The sequence below is a fragment of the Gilliamella sp. M0320 genome, from assembly GCF_016101635.1.
Taxonomy (GTDB): Bacteria; Pseudomonadota; Gammaproteobacteria; order Enterobacterales; family Orbaceae; genus Gilliamella; species Gilliamella apis.
This window is the reverse complement of the sequence record NZ_JACFQD010000004.1, coordinates 58,067-71,724: the sequence shown is the minus strand read 5'-3', so window position 1 is coordinate 71,724 and position 13,658 is coordinate 58,067. Positions and strand designations below refer to the sequence as shown.

At 35.4% G+C, this 13,658-nt stretch carries 9 protein-coding genes; 8 read left to right on the top strand and 1 reads right to left on the bottom strand.

The window, feature by feature from the left end; all coding sequences use genetic code 11:
• Positions 1-6 precede the first annotated feature (6 nt).
• The 4 genes from bamB to adk are packed head-to-tail and all read left to right on the top strand — an operon-like array spanning position 7 to position 3,603.
• Positions 7-1,179 (top strand): outer membrane protein assembly factor BamB, encoded by a 1,173-nt coding sequence (gene bamB / locus H3T83_RS06240; RefSeq protein ID WP_198215370.1) that lies wholly within the window; start codon positions 7-9, stop codon positions 1,177-1,179.
• Positions 1,180-1,197: 18 nt separating this feature from the next.
• Complete coding sequence (der, locus tag H3T83_RS06235) at positions 1,198-2,664, top strand: ribosome biogenesis GTPase Der (RefSeq protein ID WP_198192320.1); 1,467 nt, start codon at positions 1,198-1,200, stop codon at positions 2,662-2,664.
• A 3-nt stretch (positions 2,665-2,667) separates the two neighbouring features.
• A complete protein-coding gene (locus H3T83_RS06230) occupies positions 2,668-2,919 on the top strand; it encodes a zinc-ribbon domain-containing protein (RefSeq protein ID WP_198215369.1) in 252 nt (83 codons plus the stop codon).
• Between the two features lie 39 nt (positions 2,920-2,958).
• A complete protein-coding gene (adk, locus tag H3T83_RS06225; protein WP_065577849.1) occupies positions 2,959-3,603 on the top strand; it encodes an adenylate kinase in 645 nt (214 codons plus the stop codon).
• A 64-nt stretch (positions 3,604-3,667) separates the two neighbouring features.
• Here the strand turns inward: adk and ybeD are convergent, their stop codons facing one another.
• Positions 3,668-3,934 carry a DUF493 family protein YbeD gene (gene ybeD / locus H3T83_RS06220; RefSeq protein ID WP_065577848.1) on the bottom strand — a complete coding sequence of 89 codons (267 nt, stop codon included), beginning with the start codon at positions 3,932-3,934 and terminating at the stop codon, positions 3,668-3,670.
• Positions 3,935-4,122: 188 nt separating this feature from the next.
• On the opposite strand from ybeD, the gene gss reads away from it, so the two are divergent.
• The 4 genes from gss to H3T83_RS06200 all read left to right on the top strand — a co-directional run bounded on the left by gss (position 4,123) and on the right by H3T83_RS06200 (position 13,576).
• A complete protein-coding gene (gss, locus tag H3T83_RS06215; protein WP_198215368.1) occupies positions 4,123-6,015 on the top strand; it encodes a bifunctional glutathionylspermidine amidase/synthase in 1,893 nt (630 codons plus the stop codon).
• Positions 6,016-6,234: 219 nt separating this feature from the next.
• Entirely contained in the window at positions 6,235-7,869 is a 1,635-nt protein-coding gene (locus tag H3T83_RS06210; RefSeq protein ID WP_198215367.1) for an SrfA family protein, read from the top strand.
• An 8-nt stretch (positions 7,870-7,877) separates the two neighbouring features.
• Positions 7,878-10,904, top strand: a complete 3,027-nt coding sequence (locus tag H3T83_RS06205) for a virulence factor SrfB (RefSeq protein WP_086321209.1) — start codon at positions 7,878-7,880, stop codon at positions 10,902-10,904.
• On the top strand, positions 10,901-13,576 hold the full coding sequence (locus H3T83_RS06200; protein ID WP_198215366.1) for a putative virulence factor: 2,676 nt from the start codon (positions 10,901-10,903) through the stop codon (positions 13,574-13,576). The genes H3T83_RS06205 and H3T83_RS06200 overlap by 4 nt, the downstream gene beginning before the upstream one ends.
• The last annotated feature ends 82 nt before the right edge of the window (positions 13,577-13,658 follow it).

Sequence of the window (13,658 nt, the reverse complement as noted above, 5' to 3'; positions counted from 1 at the left end):
TATACGATGAAGTTATCAAAATGTCTGTTTATGAGTGTTTTTATGTTTTCACTTGCGGGGTGTTCATTATTTGGTGGAGAAGAAGAAATTGTCCAAATTTCACCTTCACCAAAAGTGGATAACCAATTTCCAATCCAAGAAATATGGCGAAATAGCACAGCAGGCAATACACATGTTTATTCATTATTAGGGCCAATTAATTACGATAATGCTATTTATGTTGCTAGTCGTAGTGGGCAAGTTAAAGCGATTGATTTATCAACAGGTCATACTATATGGGACAAAAATCTATCACAAAGTACATTATTTAGCAGCAAAACAGCGTTATTTTCTGGCGGTGTAAGTGCTGATGATAGATATGTTTATGTCGGTAGTGAACGTGCAGTTGTTTACGCATTAGATCGTAATGATGGTAATGTAGTTTGGGAAAAACCAGTTAAAGGTGAAGTACTGGCTCGCCCAGTATCTTCTGATGATAAACTAATAATTCATACCGCTAGCGGTAATTTACAAGCTTTGAATCGTAACACAGGTGAAGATATATGGGATGTTGTTCTTGAAGTACCAACACTTTCATTAAGAGGTAATTCAACACCAACTATTGCTCATGGCGCCGCTATACTTGGTGATGATACAGGTCACGTGAATGCTTACTATCTTAATGATGGACAACTTATTTGGCAGCAACGGATATCTCAACCTAGTGGATCGACTGAAATTGACAAATTAAATGATGTTGATTCAACCCCAGTTATTGAAGGTAATTTGGCATATGCAATTGGCTATAATGGTAATGTTGTCGCACTTGATTTAAGTAATGGGCAAATTGTATGGCGTAAAGAAATGGGATCTACCCATAGCTTTGCCGTTGATTCACATCAGTTATTTATCGTGGATCAAGATGACAATGTTCAAGCAGTAAGCAAAAATGGTGGTGCAGTGAATTGGACTCAGGCAGGTTTGTTACATCGTCAATTAACCGATCCGGTTATTTATCAAAATTATATTGTTGTTGGTGATTTTGAGGGTTATCTTTATTGGTTAAATCAAGATAATGGAGAAGTAGTTGCTAAAACCCAAGTAAGTAGCAGTGGATTGATTTCGAAGCCATTAGTTGTAGATAATAAAATTATTGTCCAAGCTAAAAATGGTGATATTTACGCATTCACAAAAAATTAAGGTAATTAGAGAATAAATATGGTACCTGTTGTCGCACTAGTTGGTCGTCCGAATGTAGGAAAATCGACTCTATTTAATCGATTAACTCGAACTCGAGACGCCTTAGTGGCGGATTTCCCTGGATTAACGCGAGATCGTAAGTATGGCCGAGCCGAAATCAAAGGGCACGAATATATAGTCATTGATACAGGTGGTATTGATGGCACTGAAGATGGGGTTGAAAGCTTTATGGCAGAACAATCCTTACAAGCAATTGAAGAAGCGGATATCGTACTATTTCTTGTAGATGCAAGGGCCGGTGCGATGCCAGCTGATCATGCAATTGCTAAACATCTTCGATCTCGCCAAAAAGCAACGTTTTTAGTTGCTAATAAAATTGATGGTATTGATGCCGATAGCGCAATCTCTGATTTTTATAGTTTAGGATTAGGTGACATTCATCCGATTGCCGCGAGTCATGGTCGTGGAGTGAATGTATTAATCGAAACGGTGCTCGATCCTATTTTTCATTTTGCCAATGATCAAAATGAAGTCTTGTCAGAGGATGAGCTAGATGACGTTCTTCCTGAATCTTATGATGATATTGAAGATGAAGCCGAGTCGCTCATCAACCAACCAATCAAAGTTGCTATTGTTGGTAGACCAAATGTTGGTAAGTCAACACTAACTAATCGGATTCTAGGTGAAGAAAGGGTTGTGGTTTATGATATGCCAGGTACAACACGTGACAGTATTTATATACCAATGACACGCGATGATCGTGAATATATTATGATCGATACTGCTGGTGTTCGTAAACGAGGTAAGGTAACCGAAACCGTTGAGAAATTCTCGGTTATTAAAACGTTACAAGCAATTGAAGATGCTAACGTCGTAATTTTGGTCATTGATGCGCGAGAAGGTATTTCTGATCAAGATTTGTCTTTGCTTGGCTTTATTATTAATAGTGGGCGCTCACTGGTTATTGCTGTTAATAAGTGGGATGGATTATCACAAGATATTAAAGAACAAGTGAAAACTACGTTAGATGATCGACTTGATTTTATCGATTTTGCTCGTCTACATTTTATCTCTGCGCTTCATGGTAGTGGTGTAGGTAACTTATTTGATTCAATTCAAGAAGCATATGATTGTGCTACACGTCGTGTTAATACTGCATTATTAACTAAAATAATGCAAATGGCACAAGATGACCATCAACCACCATTGGTTAGAGGGCGTCGTGTTAAATTAAAATATGCCCATGCCGGCGGTTATAATCCTCCCATTGTGGTTATTCATGGTAATCAAGTTGAAGATTTACCTGATTCTTATAAACGTTATTTAATGAACTATTTTAGACGTTCCTTAAAAATTATGGGATCACCAATACGAATTCAATTCAAAGAAGGTGCCAATCCATTCGAAGGTCGAAAAAATAGTTTGACTGCTTCGCAACAACGTAAACGTCGTCGTTTAATGAAACATGTACGAGGTCGTAAATAACTTATGACAGAAACAAAGATGATAGATGGTGGGCAAGAAGGTATTTGTCCTAAGTGTCATAATAGAATGAGTATTGTTTCGCCACAACATTATGATTGTCCTCATTGCAAACAGCATTATCAAGAACAGTATATTTGCCCAATTTGCCGACAAAATGCGCAAATGGTTAAAGGCTGTGGCGCTATTAACTATATTTGTCACGCTGATGGCTTAATTTCCAGCAGTAAAGTGATATTTCATTATTTACCAGAATAGAAAATTGTATCTATATTTAAAGCCATAAGAGGTTATTTTATGCGAATTATTTTATTAGGCGCACCAGGAGCAGGAAAAGGAACTCAAGCACAATTTATTATGCAACAATATGGAATTCCGCAAATTTCAACTGGCGATATGTTGCGTGCAGCAGTAAAAGCAGAAAGTCCATTAGGTTTACAAGCAAAAGAGCTAATGGATAATGGTAAGCTTGTTACTGATGAGTTAGTTATTGCATTAGTTAAAGAGCGTATCGCGCAAAGCGATTGTAAAAATGGCTTTTTATTAGATGGTTTTCCTCGTACTGTGCCGCAAGCAGATGCAATGAAAGAAGCGGGTATCGATGTTGATTTCGTACTTGAATTTGATGTGCCTGATGAAGTGATTATTGACCGTATGAGTGGTCGTCGTATTCATGCAAGCTCAGGACGTGTCTACCATGTTCGTCATAATCCACCAAAAGTTGAAAATATTGATGATGTAACTGGCGAACCTTTAACTATTCGTAAAGATGATAGTGAAGAAATCGTCCGTAAACGTCTTGTTGAATATCATGATTTGACTAAACCATTAGTCAAATATTATCAACATGAAGCCAAAGAAGGTCGAACTCAATATTTCCGTATTGATGGGACACAAGCTGTTTCAGCTGTGACCAATGAATTGACTAAAATTTTAGGCTAATTCAAAAAAGAGGGATCAAACTATCCCTCTTTTTATAATTATCTTATTTTTCGTAAAATAAAGATTATAAAACCATTCTTACGATATCGATTTCACCTAATTCTTTGTATAGATTTTCTACCTGATCAATATGGGTTGCATTAATGGTAATGGATACTGAATGATAATTACCTTTACTACTTGGTTTGATCGATGGTGTATAATCCCCTGGTGCATGACGTTGAATCACGGATACAACTTTATCAACTAATTCTGGTTTTGCTTCACCCATTACTTTATAAGTGAAAGAACAAGGGAAATCTAATAATTCATTTAATTTTGTTTGTTGCATAATAGTCTTTTTCTCGTTTTATCAATACAGCTATTAAAGATATTCCATATATATAGTCAGTTTATTATTCTTCAAGATCAGAATAATAAACATTACTTTTTAAAGCCTATAATTTGATCTATGATAGTCAAATTCTAACATAGCTTAGTAAAACCTACCTTACTATTATTTTAAAAGGCTAAAATAACATGTTATCCCAATCAGCTAACAAAGAACCTTTTGGTACATTACTTGGCTATGCACCGGGTGGTGTTGCTATTTACTCTTCTGATTATGAAACATTAAATCCTGAACAATACCCTAATGATGCATCATTTAGAAGTTATTCTGGCCATGAGTATATGGGCTATAAGTGGCAATGTGTCGAATTTGCTAGAAGATTTTTATTTTTAAATTATGGGATTGTCTTTACTGATGTCGGTATGGCTCATGAAATATTTTCATTACGATTTCTTCGTCAAGTGATCAATGAAGCCATTTTACCATTGCAAGCATTTGCTAATGGTAGCAAAAAAATGCCAGAAGCGGGAGCATTGTTAATATGGGATGATGGCGGTATGTTTGATAGGACTGGTCATGTAGCGATTATTACTGAAGTTTTTGATAATAAAATTAGAATTGCCGAACAAAATGTTGTCCATACTCGGCTTCCTATTGGTCAACAATGGACTCGAGAATTAAAAATGACGGTATCCAATGATGGCTATTATGTACACGACACTTTTGATGATACTAAAATTTTAGGTTGGATGATTCAAACAGACAATACACTTCATAGTTTACCGCAACCTAATGCAGATAAGCACTTACTTGATATTCATAGCGTACATATTAAAAACCATGGTCAATTTGATGGTAAATGGCTAGATGAAAACGATCCTTTAGAAAGTGCTTATGTGTCAGCAACTGGTCATGCCATTAGTCATGATGATCAGTATCGCTATTTCACTATTTCTGAAAGTGCTGAACAGGAGCTTATTCGTGCAACAAACGAACTTCATTTGATGTATTTGCATGCTACCGATAAAGTTTTAAAAGATGATAATTTATTGTGTAATTTCAATATTCCCGAAATACTTTGGCCTCGGCTTAGATTATCATGGCAACAACGCCGTTATCAGATGATAACCGGCCGACTAGATTTCTGTATGGATGAAAAAGGCTTTAAAGTTTATGAATATAATGCTGATTCAGCTTCATGCCATACCGAAGCTGGACAAATTTTACAAAATTGGGCAATACAAGCCGAATTAAATGCTGGAGTAAATCCTAGTGCTGGTCTACTTAATGCATTAGCTAACTGTTGGAAACATAGTGATGCAAAAGCATTTGTACATATCATGCAAGATAATGATAGCGAAGAAAATTATCATGCATTATTTATGCAAAAAGCGCTGACTCAAGCTGGATTTGAAAGCAAGATTTTACGTGGACTCTCAGGTCTCAGTTGGGATAAACGAGGTCGATTAGTAGATGATGAGCAACGTCAGGTCACCTGCGTATGGAAAACTTGGGCATGGGAAACTGTACTTGAACAACTTCGTCAAGAGAGCGAAGCCCAAGTGGCTGGATTACCAATTAGAACGTGGCATCCAGAAAATTCGGTAAGATTAATAGATGTGTTACTTCGACCTGAGGTGTCTGTTTTTGAGCCTTTATGGACAGTCATCCCAAGTAACAAAGCTATTTTACCTGTATTATGGTCGCTATTTCCAAACCATCGTTATCTGCTGGAATCTACATTTGAACTCAATGACAACTTAATAAAAAAAGGTTATGCCATTAAGCCGATTGCTGGGCGCAGGGGGAGTGATATCGAGTTAGTTGGTCGTCATGAGCAAGTATTGGATAAAACGGTTGGCCGATTTGCTAAACAAGAAAACATTTATCAAGAACTATGGTGTTTACCTAAAGTTGATGATCGTTATTTACAAATTTGTACCTTTACCGTTGGTGGTCATTATGGTGGAGCTTGTTTACGTTCAGATCCTTCTTTAGTTATAAGGGGGGAAAGTGATATGCAGCCTTTACGAGTCTTAACTGATGAGGAATTTATTAAACAATTTTACAAAAAAAGTTGAGGAAAGGGGTTTTTAAACATCAATTTGCCAATGACAGATGGTGAGTTTTGTTGTTTAATTAAACAGAGCTAATTAAGATATTTTCATTTTATTAAAAATAACTAAAATATCTTATCTATTTGATTGACAATGACAATAACTTAACTTTTTTGATAGAATTGATTTATTACAAATAATAATTATTAAAAATATAATCAAAATAAAGGAATATCAGGATATATGGCAAATACATTATTGCGCAGTGGCGATATTAAAGACTTTAAAATGCTCGGACATGACGGCAAAGCAGCTTATCTTGTCGCTTCGCAAATCCGTGAAATGTTCCGAGTTAAATTAGGCCGCCAATACTCTGATTGTTTAGCTATTCCCCAACGTAATGATCAGGGAAATATTGTTGATTGGTACATTCCCTTCGACTCAGAACTACCTGATGGTCAATATGATATCATCCCGTGGACTTCAGCTAGTGAAGATGAACAAAAGTCTGCACTAGTTTTACTGAAAGAATTCGAAAATAAAGTCATTGAGTTAGGACAAAAATTAGCAAATAATCCTAATCTAGAAGGCGACCAATTACTTTTTAGTCGATTGATTTACGATCCAAAACAGAGCTCAGATAGTCTTGAACCTAATTTAATGGCATTACGTTTTCCTAGTAATCAGTTTGTCTATATTGTCAATGGTAAACCGGTTATCACTTTTTGGGGATTTGTTAACCCTCAGACCCCACAAGCAACTTCACCTTTTTACTGTTTAGAAGCATTTCGAAAAGCTGCTCCAAAAGTTGCAACCACAGCTCCAATACAAGATGTTATTGTTAAAAAACCTTGGTGGAAGCGCTGGTGGATATGGTTGTTAGGATTATTACCCTTGTTATTATTACTATTATTAGCAATATTTTGGTTAAAAGGTTGTAGCTGGAAGCCAAGTGTATCTATCGATCCTAAAATATCATTAGATAGTAAAGTTGATATTCCGGTGCCAACAGTGGCAAATGATAAAGAGGACAAGCAAGAGAAAAAAGATCCTGAGCCAGAAATCAAAGAGGCTAATGATAAACCTGTTACTGTGGTTAATGGTATAGTACCAAATGGAAAAGTTGCAGTAGATCCTAACGTACAGCCAATTAATGGTATTGCTACAGATCCAGCTGTAGTTGATAATTCAGCCGCAACCACACAAGATCAAGGAATAGCCAATAATGTAAATTCAAATGGTGCTACAGATCAACCACAATCTACGACTTCACCTGATGAAAAAGGAAATAATGGCGAACAAGGTGAACAGGGAAATCAGGCTGATAAAGGTGATAAAGGCAGTAATGCTAATCCATCTGATGATAAAAAAGATAATCAAGATGGGCAAAATAAAGATGATAAAAATGGACAAGTGCCACCAACACCTGATTTAGATAATAAACCAGCTATAACGAATAGTAATTCTGATCAAGGCAATCAAGCTAATGCAAATGCTAATCAAGTAAATAATTTATCTTTGCCTGCTGACGCGTTAAAACAGGGATCAACAAACTTTTTAAATGGTCAATGGTCAGTTGGTGCTGGTATTCAAGATAAAGCAACAGGTAAACCATTACAATTAAGTTATAATTTTAATCAAGGTAATGGTGAAGTTACGGTTACTCGTAGTGATGGCGTTAAATGTGTTGGTAAAGTTGGCACAGGTATCCAAAATGCTAATTTAAATATTACTGGTAATACCGAAGCCATTTGCAGTGATAATACTAAATATCAATTACCAAAAATTCAGTGTAAATCAGGCAAAAACAATCAAGCTGATTGTCAGGGAATTTATGATAACGGGACTTCGTTCCCAATTACGATGAAAAAACAATAGGATTGTATATGCTTCCAGAAATACGCAACTACGGTCAAGAAGTTACACTTATCATGAATAGTGGGATTCAATTTCTTGATTTTGCATTAAAAATAGATTGGAAAGATAATCAATGGCGCAGTAAAGTTAATGGCTGTTTTATTGATCCATCAGAAAGTGGAGCGTTAGTTAGATTAATTGAAGATATCGATAATGGTAAATTTTTTGCACCAGATAATCTTTCTTTTGCTGTCACACCTACTCAAGAGATTAGTGTTGAGCAATCCTTAAAACTATATGATGGTATTTGGTTGCCAGTTCCAATTCTCAGATCAATTCCGCCAGAGCGCTTCGATAAAGGACCTCATAACTGGAGTCGAGTGCGAATTGTTAATATTCCTGAAGGTGAAGATCCAGATGGCAATACTCATCGTATTACTTTTGCCTTTGATACAAAAATTTTTACCAATATGCAGGATGTGGCTTATTTAGCACCAACGGAAAATGATGTAAAAACCGGTGCCGTATTTAGTTTAGCTCATCGTTCGGATCAAGTTTCATGGTATTTAGAGCAAAAATGGATCACCAGTTGGTTGATTGATTTATTCCAAGAATTAGCGCCTCAACCAGAACGTCTAAAAGTACATAAAGACGATATTGATTTAGAAATAGCTAATAAAGCTTATTATGGTCATTATTTAAATATTCTTAGTTTGCTTGCTGATTCATTACAGTTACCAAAAATTAAAATTGTCTCGAATAATCGAGATGATGTGATTAAATCGATTCCTGTTGATATGATTTTAGATGTTGGTAACTCAAGAACATGTGGCATTTTAATAGAAGATCATATTCAAGATAAAGATAGTTTAAATCGTCGTTATGAGCTTGAAATTCGAGATTTAACCCAGCCTGAACATATCTATAATGAACCATTCGAAAGTCGAGTAGAATTTGCGCAAACTTTTTTTGGTAAAGAACATTTTTCACTACAAAGTGGTAGACGAGATACATTCCGCTGGCCAAGTATTGTTCGGGTTGGAAAAGAAGCGAGCCGTTTAGCTAGTCGCCGCGAAGGGAATGAAGGTGCTACCGGACTTTCAAGCCCGAAACGTTATTTATGGGATCAAGAAAAGTATGAGCAAGGTTGGCGATTTAATTCTCATTATGTCAAAAGTGATCATGAGCCATTTGCTACCGCAGAGCCATTTTCAAGTTTAATTAATGAGTATGGTGAAGCACTGCATATCCTCAGTAATGAAATTGAGGAAGAATTTGACCGAAAAATACCCGTTTTCCACCCAAAATATTCACGTAGTTCACTAATGACATTTATGCTATGTGAAGTATTAATGCATGCTCTAATGCAAATTAATAGTGTCGCTCAACGCAACAAGCTTGAACACGCAAGAACACCGCGTAATTTGCGTTCTATTATTCTTACCATTCCCCCGGCAATGCCTAAACCAGAACAAGCAATATTTAAAAGCTGTGTTTATCAAGCTATTGGCCTAGTTTGGAAAAGCTTAGGTTGGGATAATTCTGAAGATAATATTGATTTTAGTAATCCTGAACAATTGAAAAGTATTTGGCCAAATATTCCTGAAGTTTATATTCAGTGGGACGAAGCAACCTGTGGCCAAGTTGTTTATCTCTTTAACGAAACGCAGAACAATTATAATGGTCGTTCAGAAGAATTTATTGCTTCAATGGTACGACCAGACAAAACCAATAAACAAAAACTAACAATTGCCACAGTTGATATTGGTGGTGGAACAACAGATTTGGTCATCAATGATTACGAACTGGATTATGGAGCCAATAAACAACTTAATAGTAGTAATGCTTACCTTGTTCCAACTCAACGCTTTCGTGATGGCTTTAAAGTTGCAGGTGATGATATTTTGCTTGATATCATCCAAGATACAGTTTTATCTTCATTAACTAATGGATTAAAACAGGTTGGACTTGTTGATCCTAATCCGATTTTATCGACAATTATTGGTTCACAGCAGGTATCAATTCAAGATGCTGTGTTACGACAACAATTAACTTTACAGTTATTTACACCTGTCGGATTACAGGTATTAAAACTATATGAACTTTATGAACCATTACATTCCGAAAAACATGTGTATAACATGACTTTTGGTGAGTTATTACGAAATAATGTGATGACAGATAATGTTCTTAATTTTATTAATGAACCGGTTCGTCGAGCTCTAAATAATCCTGAATTTTCCGTTCTTGATTTAAATGTTGAAATAAATCTTAAACGTATTCATCACTTATTTATTCGTGGTGATTATTATAATATTTGTAAAACATTCGATGCCTTATCTGAAATTATTAGCTGTTATCAATGTGATGTATTGTTATTGACCGGTCGACCATCTCGTTTACCTGGTGTACAAAGCTATTTCCGTTCTCGTTTATCTATTCCAGCAGGGCGTGTTTTACCATTACATGGTTATTATACCGGTGGCTGGTATCCTTTCCATAAACAAGAGCGCATTGATGATCCTAAAACAACAGCAGCAGTTGGAGCCATGTTATGTTTCTTAAGTAAAAACCTAAGATTAGCTAATTTTTATTTTAGATCCGCCAATATGGATTTGTATTCAACGGTTAAATATATTGGTCTATTAGATAATCTAAATATGATAAAAAAAGAAAATATTTATTATCAAGATATCGATTTAGATGATCCTGATTATGATTTTCCTGAGATCTCTTTTGAAATTCGAGGCACAACAAGACTTGGTTTCAAACAGTTAGAAATTGATCGTTGGCCTGCCTCAGCAATTTATATTTTAACTATTGAAAATAGTGATGTGGCTAAAAGATTAAGTGCTGAAGGAGTAGTTTTAGAAGTAACATTAGGAATAAAAAATCGACAAAAAACAGTTGAGAATTTCTATATTAAAGATGTCAAAGCTTCTGATGGACGTGCTTGCAGTAAAACCAAGGATATAAAGCTTAGTCTAAATACAATGGTTAATTCTGGCCTAATTAGCACACAATATTGGCTTGATAGTGGAATGATAAAACGATGAAAAATTTAAACGAACAACTTCCTAAATCTTGGGAACAGATTTATCAAGCATCAGCACAGGCAATTGAATGGGTCAATCAAACCCGAGATTCATCGAAACGTTTGCATAATGAAGCTGATAATTTAATTCTTGATCTTCGCCGATTACGTAATAGTGCTAAACGTTTAGGTGATGTGTCGACTAAATCCGTTGCGGTCGGTTTTTTTGGTTTGTCACAAGCAGGTAAATCTTATCTTATTTCAGCATTAGCAGCCGGTGAAAATGGTAAACTTGAAACAGTAGTTGATAATGAAGTTTTAGATTTTATTGATCACGTTAATCCTGTCGGTGGAGGTAAAGAGGCAACCGGACTTGTTACTCGGTTTAGTCGGACAGCCAAAGGTGGTATTGCCAACTATCCATTAGAGTTGAAATTATTTCAAGAAATAGAAATTGTTAAAATCCTAATTAATGCCTATTTTAAAGATTTTGATCAACAAAAAGTTATCAATAAAGTTGAGTTTTCAGAGTTAAATCAACTTATTCAACGTATCGAAAGTAAAAAGCAAGCTGATTACACCGGCGGTATAACTGAAGATGATATCGTTGATCTATATGATTATTTATCTGAAAATTTTGGCAATTCACTTGAAGGATTGAAAGGTGGTTATTGGGAAAAAGCCATGTCATTGTTACCTTATCTTTCGATTACCGACCGTGGTGCTTTATTTTCTGTGTTATGGGGTGGTATCAGTGAACTTACAGCAATTTATATTCAATTGGCGACAACCTTATTAAGCTTAAATCATGTAAATACCATTTATGCGCCCCTCACCGTGTTAGTTAAGGACAATGGTGATGGTACTAAATCACAGATTGATAGCATCATGAATGTCGATATGCTTGAAAGGTTAAATACTGAAAATGATTCATCGGTAACAGTTACGCCACTTAATGGAGTGCCAACATCAATATCATTAGCGCAATTAGCCTTTTTAACTGCAGAATTGATCTTCCCATTAGTGAATCAAACTCGTGTACCTACTTTTGAGAATGTCGATCTGCTTGATTTCCCAGGATATCGTGGTCGATTAAATTTAATTTCTATTTCTGATGTCAAAGAAGGTAATCCTATCGCTCAACTTTTATTACGCGGTAAAGTCGCTTATCTTTTTGAAAAATACACTGATAGCCAAGAGATGAATGTTTTGGTAGTTTGTACGCCATCGGATAAACAATCAGATGTTAATGATGTTGGTCCAGTATTACAAAGATGGATTGATAAAACCCAAGGCGAAACAGCTGATAAAAGAGCAACAAAGAAAGCTGGATTACTATGGGCTATCACGATGTTTGATAAACGAATTGGCGCATCATTGTCGTTATCCCAAGACAATTTAAGAAATACTTGGGGTAAAGGTGGCTTATTACAGCAAACCATTTTAGAACGTTTTGGTAGTTATGATTGGCTATCCAATTGGTCAAATGATGGTAAATTTAACAATGTATTTTTGGTCCGTAAACCAGGATTTGACGTACCATTTTTAAATGTCGATGCTAAAGCAAATATTGAATTGTCTTACAATGAAAATTATCGACAAGAAATGTTAATGTTGAAAAATACATTCGTTGAAAATCCAGATATTCAAGAGTATGTCAACGCTCCTGATCAAGCGTGGGATGCGATGTTAAAATTAAATGATGGTGGCATTGGCCGAATTAGCCAGTATTTAGAACAAGTCGCCATTACTGAAGTTAAACAACAGCGGATTGTTGAACAACTTAATGAACAAATTGATTATATTATCAATATGCGTTTTGATACTTGGTATCAAGCTGGTAGCGATGAAGAATTAGGTAAGAAAAAACAGATAATTAATAATGTTGTAAAAGAACTACAGGGAAAAGCATTATTATTAGGTGAATTACTTAAAGTTTTAGAATTGCCGGATCAAACTATTCGAGCTCTATATCATTCTAGCCATATGGATAATGATATCAGCAATACTAGCGGTGATGACGTAATCGATAATTCTTCAAACGATTTTGGTTTAAATACCGACTTTGAACTTTTTCCGGAAGTAAATTCACCTTTACAACCTCAGGTAGTTGCTAATATCGCTAGCGAATCAAAATTTGCTAAAAATGTGTTTACTGCATGGCTAGAACATTTAAGAAATATTGTATTAGATAAACATATTCTACAATTTTTCAGTATTGATCAGAAAGCACTCTCTTTTATTGTTGAAGAGTTGATTACTGGTGCTAACCGTTTGAAACTTGATACAAGCTTAACTGAAAAAGTTTTAGCTAATGAAAATGTAGGTAGTAAGCGTGATGATCTTGAGTCTCGGCAGGTTAGCTCTATTAATATGTTATTGGCTGATTTTATTGCATGGCTTGGTTTTATTCCTGGGCAAACAAGTAATATCCCTGTTAGCCGTGTTAATCAAGGTAAGCCGATATTTTCATCGCCATTGAGTCAATTCTCAAGTCAATTGTCACATCCATTACCGGTACTTGATGATAAGACTAAAAATTATTCTCAGTTTGCTATATTTGATTGGTTTATTGCCTTTGCAACGCTTGCTCAAGAAAATGTTGGTCACCATGCTGGCCGTGAAATAAGTCAAGAACAAAATGCTCGACTTGGTGAAATTTTAACTTGTTTTAAGCAATCACAAATACATTAGTATTATTGTGAATATATTAAATGACAATAATTTAATAATTATTAATAACAATAAGGTAGTTTTAAAACTACCTTACATTATG